Genomic DNA, 23,656 nt, shown 5'->3' with positions numbered 1-23,656 from the left:
AAAAAAGATGAAAATCCCCAAATTTTTTATGGGTATAGTAGGTGCGATCGCTATCTTGAGCGCCACTGGCTACTACTACGTATTTATATTAGGCGCACCACAATTAGACCCACCCCAAGAAGAGGCAAATACTGGGCTGAAATTTCAGTTAGAAACTTTTAATTCCCAAGCAATGGGTACAGTCCGCAATTATGGCGTAATCTTACCGCCTGGTTATGACAAGAATCTGCAAAAGCGATATCCCGTAATTTTTTTATTACACGGTGGTCATGATGATGCCCGTGCTTATGTTGATAAATATGCCATATTGAATATATTAGCTGAATTATATAAGAGTAAAAAGTTACCTCTATCAATTGTAATTACACCTGATGGCAATGATAATCGGGGTTCTAGTCCTTTATATGACCCAGACTATTTTGACGGTGCTAATGGCAAAGTTGGGACATTGATTGGTTCAGAATTAGTCCAAGTCGTCAAGTCACGCTACCGGACTCTAGAATCACCACAATTTTGGGCTTTAGGGGGTCTATCTTCTGGGGGATGGGGTGCATTGAATATCGGGTTACGCTATCTCAACAACTTCCACATCTTTTTTAGCCACAGTGGTTATTTTACTGATAATAGTGGCCCACAAAATAGTCCTCAACAAATTGTCCAACAGCTATCACCTGAAGATAAAAAGCGATTGCATATTTACTTAGATGCGGGGGTAAATGACACTAATTTATTAGCTTCGACAAAAGTCTTTCATCAAACATTAAATAAGTTAGGTATTGCTAACGTTTTCTATTCATTCCCTGGAGGTCATGGTTTATCGGGTGCTGATATAGGCTGGAATTATTTTCACAAGCATCTTAAAGATTCGCTGACTTATGTAGGAGAACAGTTTAATAATTCAACCCGCAAATGAATAATCAATTTAAACTTCGGATAGGACTTTGGAGTGCAGCTATTCTGACTGCTTTAGTCGGAGTAGTCAATTTATTATCAGCAGTTACTCCTAATTTATATGGTAGAAATCATTGGTTAAAAGAATTTTTACCATTTGAAATTCGTGCTACTGGTCATATATTTGCAGCCTTAACTGGCTTTATTTTATTAGCACTTGCCACTAATTTATTGCGGCGTAAACGAGTTGCATGGATGCTCACTGTTAGTTTATTAATTATTTCTATTATTAGTCATTTATTGAAAGGATGGGATTACGAAGAAAGTATTCTATCTGGAGTTTTGTTGCTGCAATTAATCTCCATGCGTCATATTTTTACGGCACAATCTGACCGTCCTTCAGTGGCGCGGGGTGTGCGTGTATTAATTGGGGCGCTGTTGTTTACACTGGCTTATGGAACGGTGGGATTTTACTTGTTAGATGACAAATTCACCGAGAATTTCAATTGGGGTGGAGCTATTTTGCAAACCTTAGCGATGTTTTTCACAGAAGATAATTGGGGGTTACAACCCAAGAGTAGATTTGGAGAATTTTTTGCCAATTCTATCTATGTGATTGCAGCTAGTACAATTACGTTTGCGGTGGTGATGCTCTTACAGCCAGTATTTTTACGCCAGACAGCAACCATCAGTGAGCAACGAAAAGCAAAAGAAATAGTCCAGCAGTATGGACGTTCATCTTTAGCGCCTTTAACTCTTCTGAGTGATAAGAGCTATTATTTCAGCCCTTCTGGTCGCAGCGTCATTGCGTACGTTCCCAAAGGAAGAGGGGCGATCGCCTTGGGTGATCCCATCGGCCCCATAGAAGACCGCACAGAAGTAATTTCCAGCTTCCAAGAGTTTTGTCAACGCAATGATTGGTATCCAGCTTTTTACCAAACTTTACCTGATGATATTGACTTGTACAGGTCTTTAGGGTTTAAGGTTCTCAAAATTGGTGAGGAGGCGATCGTGGATTTGCCAACTTTTACTTTACAAGGCAAAGCTGGTAAAAACTTCCGTCCCTCCATCAACCGTTTAACTAAACTTGGTTATCAAGTTAGTTTTCATCAACCGCCAATTAGTAGTGAATTATTACACCAGCTGAAATCTGTGAGTGATGAATGGCTGAGAATGGTACAAGGTTCAGAAAAACACTTTTCTTTAGGATGGTTTGATGAAGTTTATCTGCGAGAGTGTGAAATTGCTGTTGTATATACTCCCGACGGTAAAATTGATGCTTTTACCAACCTGTTACCAGAATATCAACTCAACGAAGTCACTATTGATTTGATGCGTCACCGCCATGCAATGGAAAATGGCACGATGGATTTTCTGTTTACTTCTCTACTACAACATTTTAAAGATGAAGGTTACGACAGCTTTAACTTCGGTTTGTCGGCGTTAGCGGGGGTAGGTGAAAAACCAGAATCTCAGCGTTTAGAGAAAGGCTTGCGCTATCTTTATGAGCATTTAAACCGTTTTTATAACTTTCAAGGCTTACACGCCTATAAAGAAAAATATCATCCGCGTTGGGAAGGACGCTATCTGGTGTATCCGAGTTTAACCGCCTTACCCGATGTGGTTGTCGCCTTGATTCGTGCAGATTCAGGCGATCGCCTCCTCGATTATTTCCAACCAGGGGCTTAATATTACAGTTCAAAATTAAGAAAACTATATTTTTTTGTTGACGGTTGACTATTAACCGTCAACAAACCTCACGAGTAACTGTCAGTTAAAAAGCCTAATGGCTTATCTATCTACAGAACCCATGATTACGTCAATACTGCCGAGAATTACCACAATATCCGCAACTTTCATACCCCGTAATAAATGAGGCAGAATTTGCAGGTTGTTGAAATCGGCTGGGCGAATTTTCCACCGCCAAGGAAAGACGTTATCATCACCAATCAGATAAATGCCTAGTTCACCTTTACCGCTTTCCACACGGGCGTAGATTTCACCTTTAGGCATTTTGAAGGTAGGAGAAACTTTTTTGCCGATGTATTGGTAATCAAAAGCATCCCATTCTGATTTCTTACCAGCTATTAAACGCTTGGCTTCGAGGTTTTCGTAGGGGCCTCCGGGTAATCCTTTGATTGCTTGCTTGATAATCTTCACAGATTCGCGCATTTCCCGCATTCTCACGGTGTAACGGGCTAAACAATCGCCGGCTGTCTCCCACTGTACATCCCAGTCGAAATCATCGTAGGATTCGTAATGGTCAACTTTGCGTAAGTCCCATTTTACACCAGATGCACGTAACATCGGGCCGGAAAGTCCCCAGTTAATTGCTTCTTCGCGGCTAATTGTGCCAATACCTTCGATCCGACGGCGGAAAATGGGATTATTGGTAACTAACTTTTCGTATTCATCAACTACGGGTAAGAAGTAGTCACAAAATTCTAGACACTTATCTACCCAACCATAGGGTAAATCCGCAGCTACGCCACCGACGCGGAAATAGTTGTTATTTACCATGCGGTAGCCTGTGGCGGCTTCCCACAAATCGTAAATCATCTCCCGTTCTCGGAACTGGTAAAAGAAGGGAGTTTGTGCGCCTACGTCAGCTAGGAAGGGGCCGAACCACAGGAGGTGGTTAGCAATGCGGTTCAATTCCAGCATGATGACGCGGATGTAGCTAGCGCGTTTAGGAACAGCAACACCAGCCAGCTTTTCCGGTGCATTGACGGTGACAGCTTCATTAAACATTCCTGCGGCGTAGTCCCATCGGCTAACGTAGGGGACGTACATGACTGTGGTGCGGTTTTCGGCGATTTTCTCCATTCCTCGGTGCAGATAGCCGATTACCGGTTCACAATCAACGACATCTTCGCCATCCAAAGTGACAATTAGCCGCAGAACCCCGTGCATTGAGGGATGGTGTGGCCCCATATTCAGCACCATTGGTTCAGTGCGGGTTTCTATTCTTGCCATAAATTCCGTGTTCTCCCATTATGAAAATTTTGAGTTGAACCGCGTTGATGCCATCTCGACACGATGCTTAACCGCCCACCAGAGGTGATTGATAGTTCATGTCTACCAAAATCAAATTCCTATGAATATTATCCTAGAGTTACGCCCTAAGCATATTGTTCATACGAAGGTTGGAGGGATGGGGGCAGCATAGGGGTTTTGTTTGATGTTTCATTTTGTTTTACTTCTTCAATTATTATAGGAAAGCCCGATATCTAAAAAATTTGAGTTAAAGGAATTTTTTCACTTGATTCTCAATGGGTAAAACTAAAGAAAAAATAATCATAAATATTTATTGACTGGATTGATGTCATCTATCGTTATTACTTCACTTGTTCGCATTAAATCATAATTCTTCAATGGCAATCTGAGTTTTTACGTAAGCCAAATTGGTTATGTTGAAGTTATATTTCAGTTTTATATTTCTGATATATGTCTACAACAGGAAGCCAAGAGCGTTTTGATGGGTTAATTCAGAAGTTAGAAATCTTCGCCAACAAACAGCCACGTCTTTATAGGTTGCAGGTTGCTTTTTTAGCTACTTTGGGTTATGCCTACATCTTGTTAATTTTGGCTGTGGCGGTGGCTTTGTTGGTGGGTATTGTGTTGTTGATGTTAAACGCCCAGAGAATTTCTGCTTCAGTCATCAAAGGCGGGTTATTTCTAGTAGCGTTTGTATTCATATTACTGCGATCGCTTGCGGTTTCTCTGCCTCTACCATCTGGGTTATCTTTAAAAGTCCAAGATGCACCAAAACTCTATAGTGTAGTTAACGAGGTTGCATCCCAACTCAAAGCGCCACGATTTCACCACATTCTCTTAACAGATGATTTTAATGCGGGTGTTGTGCAAAGACCGCGTTTAGGTTTGCTGGGATGGTACCGCAATTACTTGATTGTCGGTCTTCCCTTGATCTTAGCATTATCACCAGAGCAATTTCGTGCTGTTCTCGCCCACGAATTAGGACACTTATCAGGAAATCACAGTCGTTTCAGTGGTTGGATTTATCGGCAACGACAGACATGGTATCGTATTATACAAGATTTAGGACAAGATGGTAATCAATTATCTTGGTTAATTTTTGAATGGTTTTTGAAGTTATACGTTCCTTTTTTTAATGCTTATTCTTTTGTTTTAGCTCGCAGAAATGAGTATGAAGCTGATAGATGTGCTGTGGATATTACCGGAGTACAAAATACAGCAGAAACTTTAATTAATGTTGGGGTAAAGTATAGATTTTTAGAAAATAATTTTTGGTCTAATGTGTATAAACAGGTGCAAACAGAAGTGGAACCACCCATCACAGCATATACACAGATGGAGAAGACATTTTTGCAAATAATAGATAAACCAATAGGAAATTTATATTTACAAGCTTCTTTCGCAGAGGAGACTGATAACGCAGATACTCATCCCTGTTTAAAAGATAGGTTGAAAGCTTTAGGCTATATTCCCTATGGTGAAGAAGATATGGTTATTGATATGTCTATTACTAAGAGTGCCGCTAGTGAATTTTTAGGAGAATATTTACCAGACTTTTTAGACTATTTCAACAAATCTTGGCGAGAACGAGTAGCCGCACCTTGGCAGGAAAAATATACAGCAATTCAATCATCAAAAAATGTATTAACAAGATTAGATGAGAAAGCGCAGAATAATCAACTTACTCTTGATGAATCTTTCGAGAGGGCTTACTTAACATTAGATTTTGTGAGTGAAACAGCCGCTTTACCTTTATTAGCAGATATCTTATCCCAAGAGCCGCATCATGTCTCTGCTAATTATCTACTAGGACAGCTATTATTAAGGCAAGCAGATACCAAAGGTATAGAACATATCGAAAGAGCGATCGCCAAAGATCAAGGTATTCTCATCGAAGGCTGTCAGATCATTTATCAATTCTTACAACAGCAAGGAAATATTGAGCAAGCAGACTCATATCTCAAACGGGCTGAGGAACATTATAAACTACTCTTACAAGCAAAAGCAGAGCGCTCACAAATAAGAGTAAATGACGAATTATTACCTCATGGTTTTTCAGACTCAGAAATTCATCAATTGTGTGAACAGTTATCTCCATATCCTAACGTCAAGAAAGCTTATTTAGTGCGGAAAGTAGTACAAATTTTTCCAGAAAAGCCACAATACATTTTAAGTATTATTCGCCAAGTAGGTTTTTGGAAAAATAATTCTGATGAGGAAAACTCTCAACTTGAAAATGCTCTATCGCAAAACTTAAATTTTTCCTACCGACTATTTATTGTTGTTTTGAATGACTATATAAGAATTGAGAAAAAATTGCAGAAAATACCCAATGCAATGATTTTCCAGCGCTAAAATTAGACTAAATATATTGGCAATATTTTCTAAATTCTGCCTCATTCCCACTCAGAATTATTTTTCAGGGGTGAGGCAGATTGTATTTCCGCGCTAAACATAGAAAAATAGCAACAATAGCATCACTGCTCAACGTTGAGCTAATACACCTCATGAAGTCCCATTCTGCAAAATCTCTCTCTGTTGAAGAAGCAACCTTTTCTCATTTACCTGTACTACCCCAGGAAGTAGTTACAGGTTTAGCTGTACGTTCTGGTGGACATTATCTAGATGCGACAGTGGGAGGTGGTGGTCACAGTCGGTTGATTTTAGAGGCTGCACCAGATGTCAGGCTAACAGCAGTTGATCAAGATGGGGATGCTTTAACCGCCGCGAAGAAAGAACTGGCAGAATTTGGAGAACAGGTAAAGTTTGTGCGGAGTAATTTTGCTGCTTATGAGTTCCCCGTTGCTAGTTTTGATGGTGTGCTGGCGGATTTGGGTGTGAGTTCTTATCACCTAGATACCCCAGAACGGGGTTTTAGCTTTCGTCATCAAGCAAATCTAGATATGCGGATGGATCAAAGACAATCTCTCAGCGCCGCCGATGTCATTAATGATTGGGACGAAGTTGAGTTGGCAAATATTTTCTTCAAATATGGTGAAGAAAGACTCTCACGACGCATTGCTAGACGGATTGTGGAAAAGCGTCCTTTTCACACAACTACAGAATTAGCTGAGGCGATCGCTTCTTCTGTTCCTCCCAAATACCGTTACGCTAGGATTCATCCTGCTACCCGTGTATTTCAAGCGTTGCGAATTGTCGTCAATGATGAATTAAAATCCCTAGAAACTTTTCTAGAAAAAGCACCCAAAGCTCTTGTACCTGGCGGCAGAATTGCCATTATTAGTTTTCATAGCCTGGAAGACCGTTTGGTAAAACACGGTTTAAGAAATTCCCCTTCATTAAAGGTTTTAACGAAAAAACCCATTATCGCTACTGAAGCTGAGATTGCTAATAATCCGCGATCGCGTTCTGCCAAACTCAGGATAGCAGAGAAGAAAGCGGAGATGGGGCAAGAAGATAACTAAAAAATAAAAGAGGGGGTTAAAGTAAACCCCCTCCATAAATAAAGAAATGATTGAATTGAAGATAGCTAGTAACTATATGCGGTTACTGGTTGTGGCTGGTAGCATCGCTATAGGATTTATTGCTCCTTTGCCAGATTTATGGATTTCAAAGTGAGTGTGGGGGCCTGTGCTAAAGCCGGTGCTACCCATAGCGGCAATTTGCTGCCCTTGACGCACTTGCTGACCTGCTTGGACTAAAAGCCTGCTGTTGTGAGCGTAACGGGTCAAGCTGCCATCGGGGTGACGAATATCCACAAGATTACCGTAACCGCCTTTATTCCAACCAGATTTCTCCACAACGCCATCGGCTGCGGCGAAAACTGGTGTGCCAACAGCGTTAGCGATATCAATACCTCTGTGCATTCTGCCCCAGCGCCAACCGTAGCCAGAGGTTAGTACACCTTTTGTTGGCCAAATCAGTGCTACGGAGGAGTCTGATGGGGGAGGAACGTTTTCATCGATTGCTTGTGGTAAGTACTGGTCTACTGCTGCCAAAGGTGGCAAGTTTGGAGACACAGTAGTTCCTCGCATTCTTCCCAGCGACTCAGAAGCATTGAGACGGGCAGGAGGTGTAGCTACCCTTCTGATGGAAGGATTCCGAGGGGCGTTATTAGGCAGGAATTCCGGATTTAATGGCTCATTTACGGGGAGCGTAGCCCGGAATTGAGGCTTAACGGGTTGGTCGCTGTAGTTTGGTGCTAATGGTGTGGGTACAGCAATTGGTACGGCGATTTCTTGCTGTCTGGAAATTGGTCTAGTTACTGCAAAATTGTTGGGGCTAGTAACGGGAATTGGTATAGCAATGCCATTGTTTTGATTGGCAACTACTGGTGCAGATGTATTACCAGTCTGTTGATCCCGATATTTTGCCTGTAATCTTTGGATTTCTGCTTGTAAGCTACGCAAGCGATCGCCTTTTGCTCTGGCTACTCTCTTTCCAGGTTGTTGAGGGCGCTGTATTTCGATAAAGGCTTTGGGTATTGGTACATTACCACCCACCCCTTGGGTATCAGCAGGCGCTGAAGCTGATTCTAGGGGAACAATTGTATCAACTGGTGTTTCACTATTAGCACCTGGTGTTGGCACAGCAATAGGCACACTGTCGTTGTTAGCTATAGCTGGGGGCTGTACAACTGGCAAGCTAGGATTGACTCTAGCAGTATCTACAGGGAAGTTAGGTACTGTAGGCGTGCTGGGGTACTGCACACTGTTAGAGCTAATTATTGCTGGTGCTTGAGCTATGATGTTGTTTGCTCTACCAGGAATAATTAGTTGTTGGCTAATTTTTAATTGGTTAGGATTGCTAAGATTATTAACTTTTACCAATTCTGCAACCGAAGTATTGTATCTGCTGGCGATCGCCGCTAGGGTATCTCCGGGCTTAACTTCGTAAGTATTTGCAGTTGATGCTGAGGTTTCAGTTAATGGCTGTACTGGTATGTTAATCGGCTGTGGCTGCTTGATGGTAGTTGCTAGGCTATCTTGGCTACCATTAGCCACTGTTAACTGCTGCTCAATTACTGTACCATTTGTGGTCAATGGTGGTAGTTGATTAGCTAAACTTGTGGGCTGTGTTAACCCAACAGTCGTTTTTGATAAATCTTTTGACTCCTCAGACCGCAACTCCGCCAGACTTTTTCTTAAACGGCTCGATTTCTCTTGTAAACGACTGAGCGCAAATTCTTGCTGCGCTTTTAGTTGGGCATTAATACCGTCACTAGCGGTTGTGTTATCAGCTAGTGCTTGTGGTTGAGTCGTTGGTAATATATTTTGCCCAGCAGTCACGCCGTTAACGTTGTTCAGTTGTGCTGCTATCTCTTTTACTGGCTTGGTTGTTTGTTCCCCTTGTGCCAGTTGAGATTGGTGGTTGATAGTAGTTTTATGAAAGGCGATGTTTTTAGTAATATTTTCTGATGCAGGAACCTGCACAGACATTCCACTGGACAAAACTTGCCACTTAGCTTCTAGTCCAGGTAACTGTGAAACTGCGGTTGGTTCCATGATAACTGGGTTCTCCGGCACGCTGGTCGATAGAACTCTGGAATTTTGCAGTTGTGAAGCTAATTTCAGTTCGGAATCAGTAGCAGTAGGGATGCTTGAGGCTGCCTTTTGGCTACCCACAGGCGCAGCCGCTTGGGCTTGATCGCTTTGTCGAGTCACCAAAAGGCTGGTTGCTCCCATTGATATGGCTAGGCCAATCATTGCCGCTTGTCTGCGCGCCCGGCGATTAGCTTGATTGTTTACTACGTTGAACTGATCTGCCGGGGCATCATCGCTGGTAGGGGTATTTTTCAACACAGCTTTCACTCTTTTTTTCAATGCTCGTTTCAAAGACGACCTCCTATGATCACTAGCGCTTAACTGACCTCGATTTTTCGGTCGGATACTAGTCAATGATTTAGATCACACCATGAGATAGATCAAGATCACTTTCACCAGAGATACTTACGCAAGATTAACCTGCTTCTCTGATTTAGACAAGTTCACACCTGTTAGCAAAATTTAAAGTTGCTGTGCTTACTTGTCTTTGCCACTCCACACACCCTCACACAGTTTGCTGTTCACAGTTGCCTTTGTTGATTTTGCTTAGAGGCTGTGACCGGAGATTATATACTCACCCAGTCATCTGTCGCCATCAGCAATTTCTCTATTTTGACCCCTGGAAACAGGATGCCCCCTGCTGTAGATATCTTCAAGGTTTTTCTACTTGATCCGTCTTACCAACACGAGACTTTACGTTGATTATTCCCTAAAATACAACCGTGTAAACTTTTCTCACTTTTTTTGCCGCCCAGATAGTTGATAGGTGGCTAAAAAGGTGCAAATGCTTTATAAGAAAGGTTTTCACCTCTTTTGTTTCCCGAAATAGATAGATTTTAATTCATCAAAATCTATCATTCCAGTTGCGGTTGTACTGGATTTTCCTATACAAATTTCTTATATCCACACACTTGATTTTTAGGGTACTTTTCAGTATTTATACTGTTTTTTATCAAAATAAAAGTGTTGATGGATACATTGAAATAAATTGATAACATAGTTATGATTTTCTTCAAACCCTTGCAGATTATCTGTATAATGGTTTGTCTATAAGTATTATTGCTTAAATAAAATTTGTAACTGATTATAGTAGATATCCTAACTGACGACGGACTTCAAATAAGCCTACTGCCACGCTAACAGAAAGATTTAAGCTGCGGACACCTGGTTCAGCCATAGGAATGTATAAGGTGGCATCACAAGCTGAGAGGACGGTGGGAGGTAAGCCTGTGGTTTCACTACCGAATAGTAACCAATCATCAGCTTGATATGGAAACTGAATATAACTAGAACTGCCGCTAACGGAAAAACCTAGCAATCTACCGCCACGCTCTTGATGTACATTTTCAAAGGCTTCTATGGTTTTGTGGTAGTGCAGTTTAACGTAAGGCCAGTAGTCTAAACCTGCTCTTTTGAGGTAGCGATCGCTAATTTCAAATCCCAATGGTCCTACTAAATGTAACTCTGTACCTGTAGCAGCACAAGTACGAGCAATATTGCCCGTATTAGGGGGTATTTGCGGATTAACTAAAACTACCTGAGGCATTGTCCGTATAATTTCTGTTTGTATAAAAATATATATTATTTAAGCAATTTCTACCAGTAGACAGAGGGCAACCATAGGTTTTGTTAATAATTCTCTATTAAGTTATGTTGATTAGAATTTTAAAAGGAAAAAATTTGGTCAATAGTCGGTTGTCAGTTGTCAGTTGTTGGTTGTTTTTACTCTGAACTATTGACTATTGACTATTGACCATTGACTATTGACTATTAACTTACCCCTTTAGCTGTGTACACAACTTATTTTGCAGTTCAAGTTCCCGTTCCTGGGTGGTACTGATTGCTTGGGTGATAACGCATTGGGTGTCGAAGCCGACTTTATGCAGCTGTAGCCAGTGTTGGGCTTCGTTACCTTCACGTAAAATTTTCTGGAGAGGGGAGAGGAAACAGCTAAAGCCATGTTTTTTAGCGATCGCCCAAACTTCTTGATATATTTCATTCACCCAATCTCTAGCTATGATGCTTCTACCGTCTTGCCAATGTGTCAGTTGGGCATCGAGACTAGCGCTAGCGGCTGCGGCTTCGTTTTCAGTAGTGAGGGTTACGAGTTCTTCGGGGGAAAACTTACTTTGGGTTAAGGGATCTAGGTCGGGATTTTCTATTAGTTGTAATAACCGCGCTTCTAGTAAGGCTGTAATCGCCAATAAGGAGATTGGATCTGTAACTAAATCACAGATTCTTAATTCTAAACGGTTTAAATCATAGGGACGGCGATCACCATTTGGTCTGACTGATACCCAGAGGTGGCGGACGTTCTGCATTGTCCCGATAGCCAATTGCTGTTCTACCCACTCTATATGATGGGCGTGGCTGGTAAATAGTGGGACGTTAGTTGGCGTTTGGGGGAAGACTCCCCAACGGGTGGAATGATAACCAGTAGCTTTACCATCGATGAAGGGAGATGAGGCGCTTAGGGCTAAAAATAGGGGTGCTTCGACGCGAATTAACCGACAAGCCCGCATTAACACTTCTGGATCGTCAATACCTACGTTTATATGAACGCTAGCGGTAACTACTTTTGTCCCGTAGGTTTGCTCAATATAGTCATGATATGGGTTGGCTGGGTCAGATCGGAAAAAGCGATCGCTTCCACCCAAAGATAATGTGCTGCCAGGAATGAGGGTATAGTCACCTAATTGCTTGAGGTAGTCTCTTAATGCCTGTCGAGGACGCAACAAAGCACACAGCAAACTTTCATAACTGTGCAGTGGTTCTGTCGTGTATTCTACGTTCCGGCTATCTGGTTCTCGTACAAACCCGTCTAATTGAGTCACAATTTTATCCGAGAGACCGACGATTTCACCTTGAGGGGTACCGGTGTACATTTCAATTTCAAAGCCTTTCAATAAGACCACTTTATTCTCCTCGGCTCTCCCAGCCTTTAAATTGTATCGAGTTAGACAATCCTTTACATCGACATTCGGGCAAATTTAAAGTTAAGAATTATGGAACCGTAGACTGAGGCTCTTGACTGTCATGCCTCACTCAAGGTTGAGTTATGAATGTTCCGAGTGGATTATTGCCTAGTCCGTAACCCTTGATTCATAGCTCATAACTCTAAGTGCTTACTAGTCGAATTTAGATTAGTAAATTTAATCTTTTTGATATTGACAATAAAAACAACTGGTGATTCTTAAATCAAGAATTTACCAGCGCGGATAATTACGATCAACCCCATCAGCCAAACCACAGCGCTTAGATAAGGGTAGTTTCGCTATACATCACATTTTGCATAGGAAAATATCGATATCAATCAAGCTCAATTTTTCTCACAATTAACTATTGATGGCTTAATACTAATTTTTGATTTAGGTGAGAAATTCTGATGTCATCTATATTCTCATGAAATGTCTAATTATTTCATAATCTATTAAAGCTTGTATTGACGGTAAACCTCACTAGCGGCACGATGCAATAGGGAATGTCGCCAAACTAGGGATGTCATATCATCAGCGTAACCACCACCAATTACGCAGGCGACTGGATAACCAGCGCTGATACAGGTAGTTAAAACCTGCATTTCTCGACGGAATAAGCCAGTGTCACTTAAGGCTAGTTTACCTAAGCGATCGCCTATGTGGGGATCAACACCAGCATCGTAAAATACTAAGTCTGGTTTGATCTCAGATAACAAATCTGGTAGGTAACTCGCCAAGGTTTGTAGGTAAGCATCATCCTCCATTCCTACTGGTAAGGGAACATCTAAATCACTGTGTTGCTTGGTTCCTGGGAAATTAACTTCGCAGTGCATGGAGAATGTGAAAACACTGTCATCATCTTGGAATATAAACGCTGTACCGTCTCCTTGATGGACATCCAAATCGACAATGAGGATTTTTTTGACTAGTTGCTGTTGTTGGAGAACGCGAGAGGCGATCGCTATATCGTTGAAAATACAAAAACCAGAACCATAACTAGGAAAAGCATGATGAGTACCACCAGCAGTATTACAAGCTAAACCTTGATTGAGTGCTAGCTGTGCTGTGAGTATTGTTCCACCCACAGCTATACAGGTACGATTTGCTAGTGCTGGACTCCAAGGTAAACCGATTCGACGTTGTGCTTTAGTATCTAGTGTACCTTCGCAGTAAGACCGCACATAGTCTGGGGTATGAACTAACTCGATTAACTCTGGGTGTGGCAGGATTGGGGTATAAAATTGCTCTGTTTGTGCTACATCATCACTTAAGAGCAATTCATAGAGTTTTTTGAATTTTGCCATCGGGAAGCGATGTCCTTCAGGCAATGGTGCAACATAATGTGGGTGATAAATAATTGGCAATTCCATGTTATTTATTTTCCCAGACTGAAGCTGAATATGCTTAAAAATCTTATGGTGAGCAGAGAAATTGTAGGCGATCGCGCCTAATATATGAGAGGTTGTTTGGTAGATGATAGTTGCACCTTAATACCAATCCTTTGGCTGTTTCCTTACCATCTACCGCAGATTAATAGAATGTCAGAATTTGAGACTTGACTTAAGACCTTCAATTAAAAAATCGGTTGCGACCAAAATCAATTTCCACACTAATAATTTAAATAGTCAATTTCGCCCAGATAGGGAACTTAGAGTGTAAAATTCATGTCTTCCTAAACACTGAGATGATTATGTGATCAAAATGTCGAAAACATCGCTAAATAAAGGTATACAGATATATTCAATCATCTTTACGCTCGGTGTTATCTCGTTACTTCATGCCGGCAGCAACGCCCAGGAAGCGCCACCGATATTTGGAGATGTCACCATTAGTCAGAAGTTTTCTCCAGACCCTTTAGTAGTTCGGGGTATGAGTGGCGGCTCAGTTGAGGGAAACCGCATTACTGGCAGAATAGAAACGCCTACTGGTCCCTGTAACGGATTCGTAGATGAAACACCAGACCACACCATCAGGCTGACAAGTAAATTTGATTACTTAAAACTGCAAATACAAGCTCCTCAAGATACCACCATCGTGGTCAAAGGCCCAGGCGGAACTTGGTGTAACGATGACCTAGACGGAAAAAATCCAGGCATTATTGGGGAATGGTTGCCAGGAAACTACCAAGTTTGGGTCGGTTCTTACCAAAAAGGCAAGTATTTTCCCTACACGTTACAAATCACCGAAGTTAAGTAGAGTGGGGATTGGAAGGGGCAGGGGGCAGGGGAGGCAGGGGAGGCAGGGGAAGAACTGACCGCAAGATTTTCGCCCAATCCCCAATCCCCAGTACCCAATCCCCAGTCTCTTGCAATCTTGTATTAGAATTAGGTTAAATTTAATTAAGATTCTTATCGGCATCTTAGATTTCACATAATGGCCTTATAGCTTTATGGCGGTGCATGATTAGATATCAAATTAAAGAAAATGGATTTATAAACATCCGTTGTACAACCGTCTAGTAACTCCAGTTGCTAGAAATGAATAATCGTAATTGGCATCTAGAGGCAAATTAAAAATGAAATTCTCTTGGAGAGTCCTAGTACTCTGGACATTGCCAGCTTTGGTAATTGGTTTTTTCTTTTGGCAAGGGACGTTTGCTGGCGCTCCTGCGGACATGAGCAAGAATGCAGCTAACACTCGCATGACTTACGGCCGCTTTCTGGAATATGTGGATGCTGGACGTGTTACCAGCGTTGACTTATACGAAGGCGGCAGAACAGCTATTGTGGAAGCCCAGGATCAAGATATCGAAAACCGTGTCCAACGTTGGCGGGTGGATTTGCCAGTTAGCGCTCCTGAGTTAATCAGCAAACTTAAAGAAAAGAAAGTAAGTTTTGATGCTCATCCAGCACGTAATGATGGCGCTATTTGGGGATTGTTGGGCAATCTAGTGTTCCCCATCTTATTGATTACTGGATTGTTCTTTTTGTTCCGTCGCTCTAATAATCTCCCTGGTGGCCCTGGTCAAGCCATGAACTTTGGCAAATCCAGAGCGCGTTTCCAAATGGAAGCCAAAACTGGGGTGAAGTTTGACGATGTAGCTGGTATCGAAGAAGCGAAGGAAGAATTACAAGAAGTTGTGACATTCCTCAAACAGCCAGAAAGATTTACGGCTGTGGGTGCGCGGATTCCCAAAGGTGTACTGTTAGTAGGGCCTCCAGGGACTGGTAAAACTTTACTAGCAAAAGCGATCGCTGGGGAAGCTGGTGTACCATTCTTTAGTATTTCCGGTTCGGAATTCGTGGAAATGTTCGTGGGTGTGGGTGCTTCCCGCGTGCGTGACTTATTTAAGAAAGCTAAAGATAATGCTCCCTGTATCATCTTCATTGATGAAATTGACGCTGTTGGTAGACAACGGGGTGCTGGTATTGGTGGCGGTAACGATGAGAGAGAACAAACTCTCAACCAGTTACTCACCGAGATGGATGGTTTTGAAGGCAATACAGGCATCATTATTATTGCTGCTACCAACCGTCCTGACGTATTAGATGCGGCGTTGTTACGTCCTGGTCGTTTTGACAGACAAGTAACCGTTGATGCTCCAGATATTAAAGGACGCTTGGAAGTCCTGCAAGTCCACGCCCGGAATAAGAAACTAGATCCGAGTGTATCATTGGAAGCGATCGCCCGTCGTACCCCTGGATTCACCGGTGCAGATTTAGCCAACTTGCTCAACGAAGCCGCTATTCTTACCGCCAGAAGACGTAAAGAAGGTATCACCCTCAGCGAAATTGATGATGCGGTGGATAGAGTCGTCGCGGGGATGGAAGGAACTCCCCTCGTAGATAGCAAGAGCAAGCGCTTAATTGCTTACCACGAAGTAGGACACGCCTTGGTAGGTACTTTATTAAAAGACCATGACCCAGTGCAGAAAGTCACCCTGATTCCTAGAGGACAAGCCCAAGGTTTAACTTGGTTTACTCCCAACGAAGAACAAGGTTTAATTTCTCGTTCCCAACTCAAAGCCAGAATTACCGGCGCTTTGGGTGGTCGTGCGGCGGAAGAAATAATTTTTGGTTCTGCGGAAGTGACCACAGGTGCAGGCGGAGACTTGCAACAGGTGTCAGGAATGGCACGGCAAATGGTGACAAGATTTGGGATGTCTGATTTAGGCCCCTTGTCCTTGGAAAGTCAACAAGGAGAAGTATTCTTAGGTCGTGACTGGATGACCAGATCAGATTATTCTGAATCCATTGCGGCAAGAATTGACTCTCAAGTCCGGTTGATTGTTGACGAATGCTATGAAAACGCTAAGAAGATTATGCGTGATCATCGCACCGTTACAGATCGCATCGTTGACCTGCTGATTGAAAAAGAAACCATTGACGGCGACGAGTTCCGGCAAATTGTGGCTGAGTACACTGATGTACCTGATAAGCAGCAGTTTGTACCACAACTGTAAGCTTTAAGTTTTATCAGCAAATAGCAGGGGATGACAAAAATCATCCCCTTTTTTTGTTTTGTTAATTTAGGACTGACGCACTGAATTAAAAAACCCTTCTGAGGGTGGTCAATAGTCAATAGTCCACAGTCCAAAAACCTTGATTTTGACTATTGATACTGAATAGGGAAAGGTAGTATCATTTGAAGCAGAGGGAAAAAGGCTAGAAAAATGGTACGTCCCAGGATAAAACTAACAGAGCATCTATCAACAGAAGAAATAGAACAAAGTTATCGCCGATGTGAAGATGCACAAGAGAAAACCCGATGGTTAGTGATTAAATTGCTCAATCAACAACCACAGTTGTCAGCGCAAAAGGTAGCAGAGATTGTGGGATTCTCAGGGGACTGGGTGAGAAAAATCGTGCGGCGATACAACAAGCTAGGAGCAAACGGAATCATCAATCAACAGAAACTGAAACCAGGAGGAAAAAAACTTGCACTCACAAACGAGCAACAACAGTGGTTGCGCCAAAGGTTAGCTTCACCACCAGAAGATGGGGGGTTATGGAGTGCGCCAAAAGTAGGGGAATTGATCCGAGTACAGTTTGGAATTACACTCCATGTCACTACAGCTTGGGATTACCTCAAAAGGCTAGGATTTAGTCTGCAACAACCACGACCTCTGCATACTGAGGCGGCAACTTTTGTTCAAAGACAGATGTTTAAAACTGAGTTAACGGAGTTTGTGCGATTGTTACGTTTCCTCCATCCGCACAAATCAGTTGAAGTTTGGGCAGAAGATGAAGCTCGATTAGGCCTCAAACCCATCGTCCGTCGAGTTTGGACACCAGTAGGTCATCGTCCCAATGCTGTGCATCGCACTCGTTACCAATGGCTTTATACTTATGGATTTGTCCATCCAGCTACTGGCGAGAGTTTTTTCTTGATTTTACCCAGAGTCAACATTGCTGTCATGCAAATGGCTTTAGATGCTTTTGCCGCTGAAGTCAATCCTCATCATCACAAAATCATTGTTTTGCTTGTTGATCAAGCTGGTTGGCATACCAGTAAACAATTAATGTTGCCAGCTGGTATCATTCTGTTTCCTCTGCCTGCTTATACACCTCAACTCCAACCGACTGAGTGTGTTTGGTCGCTTCTACGTGAAGCTGTTGCTAATCAGATGTTTTCTACTCTCGATGAACTAGAAACTGTGTTAATTTCTCGTTGTCAATGGTTAATGTCTCACCCTCAAATTGTTCATGGCAAGGTTGGGTTTGATTGGATTTGCCAAATTTGACCTCAGTTATTCAATTAATACTTCCTTTCCCAATTTAGTATGACTATTGACTATTGACTATTGACAAAAAAGCCAGAAAATTAGTAACACTGCGTAAGTCCTATCATTGTCTTTCACCATTACCAGGATATTAACCTAGACATACCGCCAAATCTTGTTCTGGTGTGGTGATGAGTTGGAGATGGAAGGTTTCTGAGAGCAACTTCACAACATTGGGAGTAAGGAAAGCTGGGAGTGTGGGGCCAATGCGAATATTTTGGATACCCAAGTACAACAGTGTTAGGAGAACAGCGATCGCTTTTTGTTCATACCAAGACAGTATCATCGACAGTGGTAGTTGATTCACATTAACTTCAAAAGTATTGGCTAAAGCCACGGCAATCTGAATGGCTGAGTAAGCATCGTTACACTGTCCGAGGTCGAGTAAGCGAGGAATCCCACCGATATCACCCAAATTCTGATCAAAGAAGCGGAATTTGCCACAACCCAAAGTTAAGACTACACAATCATTGGGGATTTTTTCTACTAAATCACTGTAGTAATTGCGTCCTGGTTTCGCGCCATCACAACCACCAACTAGGAAGAAGTGGCGGATATCACCTTGTTTTACCGCATTAATGACAGTATCGGCTACACCTAAAACTGCATTTCTAGCAAAACCTGTAGTTACTGTTTTTTGTTCGCTATCTTCGGTAAAACCTGGGAGTTCTAATGCTTTTTGGATAACTAGGGAAATGTCGTGGATGCTGATATGTTGCAAACCAGGATAACCCACAGGCCCCAAAGTAAACACCTTATCTTTGTAAGTTTCATGGGGCGGCATGAGACAATTAGTCGTCATAACGATCGCACCAGGAAAGCGTTCAAACTCATGGGTTTGATTTTGCCACGCTGTACCGTAGTGTCCATAAAGGTGAGGATGAGTCTGTTTTAGCTTTGGATAGCCATGTGCGGGGAGGAGTTCGCCGTGAGTATATACTTTGATTCCGGTTCCAGATGTTTGTTCGAGGACGGCTTTTAAAGCGAGTAAATCATGTCCTGAAACGAGGATGGCTTTACCTACGGTATGACCAAGGGGAACAGTTGTTGGGGTAGGATGTCCAAAGGTTTCGGTATTACCAGCATCAAGTAATTCCATTGCTTTCAGGTTCATTTGCCCAACTTTTAAGGTTAAATCAAGCCAATCTTGTAAACTCTTGTCTTGGGCATCAAGATTTGCTAAAACTTCGTGGAAAAATATGTATAAGCTTTCATCGTGCTGGTTTAGTTCCAAGGCATGGAAGGCATAAGCAGCAACACCCTTGAGTCCGTATAATAAGGTGAGCTTGAGTGAGAAAATATCGACATTTTTAGCAGATTGGCTGATAAATTCAAATTCTAGGTCTTTTCCTTGCTGAATTTGTTTTTGGGTGTCGCTAGCAGGTTGAAAAGAGTTAATCGCCGATTGGATGACGGCGTTACCTGTGGCTTGAATTTGTAACTTCAGACTTTCACGTAAGGCGATCGCGCGATTGACAAAGCTAATAAAATCAGATGTGGAAAAGTTGACGTTTGTGAGTGTGGAGAAGAGCATCTCACAGGTGAACTCATCTGTCTCACGAGTCGCCAGTCCTAGAGATTTTGCTTGTAGCGCTACCTGGGAGAGTCCGCGTAAACAATGGACTAGTAAATCTTGTAAAGCATCAACTTCTGGACTTTTACCGCAGGCTCCCCACTGATGACAGACATCGCCACGGGTAGTTTGTTCACACTGGTTACAGAACATAAATCTTCTCTCAAATCTTTATGCTTCCAGAGTATTTCTTTGGATAGAGTAATTCCTTGATCTAAGTCAAAAGTATTTGTAAAGTTCGGTGAAGGGAGGAGGAGTTTTGAACGAGGAGGGGCGCTGAGGTTTGCGCGGAGGTTTTTTGAGGATGATTTGTTATGTCGTTAGGTATTTGGAATTAGGTGTGTGTTTATGGAGAATTGGGATGAGTCGCCTGCTGTTGTTCATTTTTTTACATAACTGCAAGAGAAATTTTATTTATGACTGTTACGGAACGTATTTTAGAAGTTAAACAATTTTTACAGAAAACGCCGATTTTTCGGGATCTATTAGATGAACAATTGCAAGCACTGGCGAATATTGCTATTGTGCAAACTTATAAAAAAGGGGAAATTATATTCTGGGAAGGTGATGAGGGGACGGGGTTTTTTATTGTTAAGTCTGGTAGGGTGAAGATTTTTAAGGTAGCGAATGGCGGTAAAGAACAAATTTTCCACATATTCGGCGCGGAAGAATATTTTGCGGAAGTACCAGCTTTTGATGGGGGAAATTATCCTGCTTCAGCCGCAGCGTTGGAAAATTCCCAGGTGGTGTTTATTCCTAGATCATCATTTTTGACGGTGTTGCAACAACATCCTACATTGGCACTGGCAATTTTAGGAACTTTGGCTCGACACTTACGCAAATTAACACACTTGGTTGATACTCTGTCTTTTCAGGAAGTACCCCAACGATTAGCCAACTACTTATTAAATTTGAGTAAGCGCTTGGGTAATGCGGATGTCGTCGAGCTAGATTTACCTAAAGGACAGCTTGCAGCTTTATTAGGGACAATACCCGAAACGCTTTCTCGTGCTTTATACAAACTTGCTCAAGAAAAAATTATCGAGATGGAAGGGACTACTGTGAGATTATGCGATCGCGATCGGTTGATTAATTTACAAAATAAAAAATGAAAGAGGGGTGGCTTAATCCAAATTTTGCAATCCCATCGCAATCTTACTATGTTTCTCAATTTGCCCCATGACTTGTTTCGCCCGTTGAATGACTACGGTTGGTAAACCCGCTAACCTTCCCGCTTCAATACCGTAGGACTTGTCAGCGCCTCCTGGTTGGACTTGGTGCAGAAAGATAATTTGGTCTGGTAATTCTTTCACTGTCACCTGATAGTTAGCCACATTTGGTAACATTCCCGCCAGTTCGTTTAATTCATGGTAGTGAGTGGCAAAAATTGTCCGGGAACGAATCTCGGTGGCGATATATTCTGCAACCGCCCAAGCGATGGAAAGACCGTCAAAAGTAGCGGTTCCTCTACCAATTTCATCTAATAAAACTAGGGATCTAGATGTGGCATGATTGAGAATATTTGCTGTCTCATTCATCTCCACCATAAATGTAGATTGACCTGTGGCTAAATCATCCACTGCACCAACGCGGGTAAAAATGCGATCGCATATTCCCAACCTAGCAGATTTAGCCGGAACAAAACTGCCAATCTGCGCCATTAGTTGAATTAAACCCACTTGACGCAGGTAACAACTTTTACCACTGGCATTTGGTCCAGTTAGAATAATTAAGTCAGGAAGTTGGTGGGTTTCTTCATTACTCCCCAACTGGGTGGAATTTGGCACAAAGAACCCCGCAGGTAAGGACTGTTCCACTACCGGATGGCGACCATCGATAATTGCTATCTCTCGTCCATTCACCATTTCGGGACGACAATAACCTTGATAAACCGCCAACTCAGCTAAACCACACAACACATCGGCGGCGGCTACGGCGCGGGAAAGGTGGCGAATTGCTTCCGCCTGTTCTCCTACTTCTTCCCGTAAGGTGACAAAAACCTCATATTCCAACTTATGTAAATCATCCCGCGCTGTGAGAATCCTGGCTTCCCTTTCCTTCAATTCCGGGGTGATGTAACGTTCCTCATTTTTCAGGGTTTGCTTGCGGATGTAATTGGCGGGTACTTGGTCAGCTTTGGCGCGGGAAATACTAATGTAATAGCCAAAGGTTTCGTTAAATCCCACCTTCAGCAAAGGGATTCCCGTTCTCGCCCTTTCATCCACTTCTAAATTAGCAATCCATTGGTGGTCTGCTTCGACGGTCGCTTTTCTTTCATCCAATAAAGGATTGACACCAGGACGAATCAAGCCCCCTTCTTTGAGATGTAATGGTGGTGATTCTACCAGATGAGCGTGTATTTTTTGTGCCAGTTCTTCTAAAATTGGCGGTACTTTTTGCAAAGCCTTGAGGAAAGGCGAATGAGCATCAATGACTAAGTTGGCTAATTCTGGCAAACGGGAGAGGGAATCAGCCAAGGCGACTAAATCTCTAGCATTTGCAGTCCCCGAACTAGCCCGACCCGTTAGCCTTTCGAGGTCGTAAATTTGGCGTAACAAATGCCGTAAATCTTGCCGTAGTCGAGTATTTGTGACTAATTCTTGGATGGTGTCTTGGCGTGAACTAATCCCTTTAATATCCAGTAGCGGTTGTAATAGCCATCGCCGCAAAGCCCGACTACCCATCGCCGTGCTAGTTTTATCTAATGCCCATAGTAAGGAACCGTGAAAAGTACCATCACGAACTGTTTGAGTAATTTCCAAATTGCGGCGGGTTTGGTTATCAACAATTAGATAATCGGTAATGGTATAGGTGCGGAGTCTTTGCAGGGATACTTGTCCAGCTTTTTGGGTATCTTCCACATATTCCAACAACCCACCAGCCGCGCGCACAGCCAAGGGGAGATGGTCGCAACCCAAACCTTCCAGCGATCGCACTTTAAATCTCTGCAATAATGTACTTCTAGCTTCGGCCTGGGAGAATGGTTGTTGCGATCGCAAGCTATAGCAAAATGATGGTGGTAAACATTCTGGAAGGTGTGGTGAAGTTTCCCCCGGACGCAGCAATGTACCCAAATCTGGGGCGTTGGTGGGAACCAATACTTCTGAAGGTTGCAACCGCATCAATTCCTGGGTCAACCGTTCTAAATCACTATCTTGAGTTGTCAAAAATTCCCCGGTGGAGATGTCTGCATAGGCTAGCCCCCAATGATTGCTCGTAATTACCACAGCTGCTAAGTAATTATTGCGACTTGATTTGAGCATTCCCTCTTCGAGCAAAGTGCCGGGAGTCAGGATGCGCGTCACCTCCCGCCGCACCAAACCCACAGCCTCGGAAGCATCTTCTACTTGGTCGCAAATCACCACAGCATAACCTTTTTCCACCAATTGGGTAGTGTAGCGTTCCCAAGCATGGTGAGGAACACCAGTCATGGCTACCCGTCCAACTTCGCCACCGTGTTTACTTGTCAGGACTAATTCTAATTCTCTAGCTACCGTGACAGCATCTTGAAAAAACGTTTCAAAGAAATCACCCACCCGATACAACAACAACGCATGAGGATACTTATCTTTCACCTCAACATAATGCTGATACATCTTACTCAGCTTAGTGCGGTCTACCAGTCGAGTGTCGGCGTGAGGGGTTGGGGGAGTATGGGGTTCCGTCGGCTGAATGTCAGAAGCGGTCATAGATAGATGCTGGAAGTTACGCACAGAGAAGCCACAATACCTGATGATAACGTGCTGTGCTAAATTGAGGGGCGATCGCTCAAGATTTTTTTATGCTTTCTCTCTCCTGAGTCACAAGTATCAGGTAGTTCATCATAAACAATCGGTAAAAAATATAACTTTTAATTTACTTAATCAATAGAGATATAGCTGTCGCCAGTAGTGTTAGGACATCAATAGATGATACAACCTAGACATAACAAGACTTCTCACCCAGTCACCAGTCCCCAATCCCCCGTCCCCAGCTATATATCTCAATCAAA

At 42.6% G+C, this 23,656-nt stretch carries 15 protein-coding genes; 8 read left to right on the top strand and 7 right to left on the bottom strand.

Going from position 1 to position 23,656, the window contains the following annotated elements; translation table 11 throughout:
• The first annotated feature begins 7 nt into the window (after window positions 1-7).
• Complete coding sequence (locus GSQ19_RS21825; protein ID WP_011319932.1) at window positions 8-913, top strand: alpha/beta hydrolase; 906 nt, start codon at window positions 8-10, stop codon at window positions 911-913.
• Window positions 910-2,580: a phosphatidylglycerol lysyltransferase domain-containing protein gene (locus tag GSQ19_RS21820; RefSeq protein WP_011319931.1), complete on the top strand. Its 1,671-nt coding sequence runs from the start codon at window positions 910-912 to the stop codon at window positions 2,578-2,580. Before GSQ19_RS21825 ends, GSQ19_RS21820 begins: the two co-directional genes overlap by 4 nt.
• Before the next feature lie 102 nt (window positions 2,581-2,682).
• On the opposite strand, the gene GSQ19_RS21815 is transcribed toward GSQ19_RS21820, so the two are convergent.
• The gene (locus tag GSQ19_RS21815; RefSeq protein ID WP_011319930.1) at window positions 2,683-3,867 is read right to left on the bottom strand and encodes an NAD(P)H-quinone oxidoreductase subunit H; all 1,185 of its coding nucleotides are present in this window, start codon (window positions 3,865-3,867) and stop codon (window positions 2,683-2,685) included.
• Between the two features lie 471 nt (window positions 3,868-4,338).
• Between GSQ19_RS21815 and GSQ19_RS21810 the strand changes: the two genes are divergently transcribed.
• Together GSQ19_RS21810 and rsmH are read left to right on the top strand one after the other, a co-directional pair.
• Window positions 4,339-6,243 (top strand): M48 family metallopeptidase, encoded by a 1,905-nt coding sequence (locus GSQ19_RS21810; RefSeq protein ID WP_011319929.1) that lies wholly within the window; start codon window positions 4,339-4,341, stop codon window positions 6,241-6,243.
• 152 nt (window positions 6,244-6,395) lie between these two features.
• Window positions 6,396-7,313, top strand: coding sequence for a 16S rRNA (cytosine(1402)-N(4))-methyltransferase RsmH (gene rsmH / locus GSQ19_RS21805; protein ID WP_011319928.1), 918 nt, complete (start codon window positions 6,396-6,398; stop codon window positions 7,311-7,313).
• Window positions 7,314-7,385: 72 nt separating this feature from the next.
• Here the strand turns inward: rsmH and GSQ19_RS21800 are convergent, their stop codons facing one another.
• From GSQ19_RS21800 to GSQ19_RS21785, 4 genes are all read right to left on the bottom strand, one after another.
• Window positions 7,386-9,650 carry a peptidoglycan DD-metalloendopeptidase family protein gene (locus tag GSQ19_RS21800; protein ID WP_011319927.1) on the bottom strand — a complete coding sequence of 755 codons (2,265 nt, stop codon included), beginning with the start codon at window positions 9,648-9,650 and terminating at the stop codon, window positions 7,386-7,388.
• 826 nt (window positions 9,651-10,476) lie between these two features.
• Entirely contained in the window at window positions 10,477-10,938 is a 462-nt protein-coding gene (locus tag GSQ19_RS21795; RefSeq protein ID WP_011319926.1) for a tRNA (cytidine(34)-2'-O)-methyltransferase, read from the bottom strand.
• 229 nt (window positions 10,939-11,167) lie between these two features.
• On the bottom strand, window positions 11,168-12,307 hold the full coding sequence (gene gshA, locus GSQ19_RS21790; RefSeq protein WP_011319925.1) for a glutamate--cysteine ligase: 1,140 nt from the start codon (window positions 12,305-12,307) through the stop codon (window positions 11,168-11,170).
• A 515-nt stretch (window positions 12,308-12,822) separates the two neighbouring features.
• Entirely contained in the window at window positions 12,823-13,740 is a 918-nt protein-coding gene (locus GSQ19_RS21785) for a histone deacetylase family protein (RefSeq protein WP_011319924.1), read from the bottom strand.
• 331 nt (window positions 13,741-14,071) lie between these two features.
• Here GSQ19_RS21785 and GSQ19_RS21780 point away from each other — a divergent pair, with 331 nt between their 5' ends.
• From GSQ19_RS21780 to GSQ19_RS21770, 3 genes are all read left to right on the top strand, one after another.
• Window positions 14,072-14,566, top strand: a complete 495-nt coding sequence (locus GSQ19_RS21780) for a hypothetical protein (protein WP_011319923.1) — start codon at window positions 14,072-14,074, stop codon at window positions 14,564-14,566.
• A gap of 319 nt (window positions 14,567-14,885) precedes the next feature.
• Window positions 14,886-16,772, top strand: a complete 1,887-nt coding sequence (gene ftsH2, locus GSQ19_RS21775) for an ATP-dependent zinc metalloprotease FtsH2 (RefSeq protein WP_011319922.1) — start codon at window positions 14,886-14,888, stop codon at window positions 16,770-16,772.
• 210 nt (window positions 16,773-16,982) lie between these two features.
• Window positions 16,983-18,053 carry an IS630-like element ISAva6 family transposase gene (locus tag GSQ19_RS21770; RefSeq protein WP_011316335.1) on the top strand — a complete coding sequence of 357 codons (1,071 nt, stop codon included), beginning with the start codon at window positions 16,983-16,985 and terminating at the stop codon, window positions 18,051-18,053.
• Window positions 18,054-18,183: 130 nt separating this feature from the next.
• On the opposite strand, the gene hcp is transcribed toward GSQ19_RS21770, so the two are convergent.
• Window positions 18,184-19,818: a hydroxylamine reductase gene (hcp, locus tag GSQ19_RS21765; RefSeq protein ID WP_011319921.1), complete on the bottom strand. Its 1,635-nt coding sequence runs from the start codon at window positions 19,816-19,818 to the stop codon at window positions 18,184-18,186.
• Window positions 19,819-20,081: 263 nt separating this feature from the next.
• Here hcp and GSQ19_RS21760 point away from each other — a divergent pair, with 263 nt between their 5' ends.
• Entirely contained in the window at window positions 20,082-20,777 is a 696-nt protein-coding gene (locus tag GSQ19_RS21760) for a Crp/Fnr family transcriptional regulator (protein ID WP_011319920.1), read from the top strand.
• 12 nt (window positions 20,778-20,789) lie between these two features.
• Here GSQ19_RS21760 and mutS read toward each other — a convergent pair whose 3' ends face one another.
• Entirely contained in the window at window positions 20,790-23,354 is a 2,565-nt protein-coding gene (gene mutS / locus GSQ19_RS21755; RefSeq protein WP_011319919.1) for a DNA mismatch repair protein MutS, read from the bottom strand.
• Window positions 23,355-23,656: the final 302 nt, after the last annotated feature.

It is taken from the genome of Trichormus variabilis 0441, assembly GCF_009856605.1.
GTDB lineage: Bacteria > Cyanobacteriota > Cyanobacteriia > Cyanobacteriales > Nostocaceae > Trichormus > Trichormus variabilis.
This window is presented reverse-complemented; position numbering and strand designations above follow the sequence as displayed.

What these genes read in the sequence shown, in the direction of transcription:
- GSQ19_RS21770 (WP_011316335.1), top strand. Translation starts at nt 16,983, where the DNA reads ATGGTACGTCCCAGGATAAAACTAACAGAGCATCTATCAACAGAAGAA.
- hcp (WP_011319921.1), bottom strand. Translation starts at nt 19,818, where the DNA reads ATGTTCTGTAACCAGTGTGAACAAACTACCCGTGGCGATGTCTGTCAT.
- GSQ19_RS21820 (WP_011319931.1), top strand. Translation starts at nt 910, where the DNA reads ATGAATAATCAATTTAAACTTCGGATAGGACTTTGGAGTGCAGCTATT.
- GSQ19_RS21825 (WP_011319932.1), top strand. Translation starts at nt 8, where the DNA reads ATGAAAATCCCCAAATTTTTTATGGGTATAGTAGGTGCGATCGCTATC.
- GSQ19_RS21760 (WP_011319920.1), top strand. Translation starts at nt 20,082, where the DNA reads ATGACTGTTACGGAACGTATTTTAGAAGTTAAACAATTTTTACAGAAA.
- mutS (WP_011319919.1), bottom strand. Translation starts at nt 23,354, where the DNA reads ATGACCGCTTCTGACATTCAGCCGACGGAACCCCATACTCCCCCAACC.
- GSQ19_RS21785 (WP_011319924.1), bottom strand. Translation starts at nt 13,740, where the DNA reads ATGGAATTGCCAATTATTTATCACCCACATTATGTTGCACCATTGCCT.
- rsmH (WP_011319928.1), top strand. Translation starts at nt 6,396, where the DNA reads ATGAAGTCCCATTCTGCAAAATCTCTCTCTGTTGAAGAAGCAACCTTT.
- ftsH2 (WP_011319922.1), top strand. Translation starts at nt 14,886, where the DNA reads ATGAAATTCTCTTGGAGAGTCCTAGTACTCTGGACATTGCCAGCTTTG.
- GSQ19_RS21795 (WP_011319926.1), bottom strand. Translation starts at nt 10,938, where the DNA reads ATGCCTCAGGTAGTTTTAGTTAATCCGCAAATACCCCCTAATACGGGC.
- GSQ19_RS21815 (WP_011319930.1), bottom strand. Translation starts at nt 3,867, where the DNA reads ATGGCAAGAATAGAAACCCGCACTGAACCAATGGTGCTGAATATGGGG.
- GSQ19_RS21780 (WP_011319923.1), top strand. Translation starts at nt 14,072, where the DNA reads ATGTCGAAAACATCGCTAAATAAAGGTATACAGATATATTCAATCATC.
- GSQ19_RS21810 (WP_011319929.1), top strand. Translation starts at nt 4,339, where the DNA reads ATGTCTACAACAGGAAGCCAAGAGCGTTTTGATGGGTTAATTCAGAAG.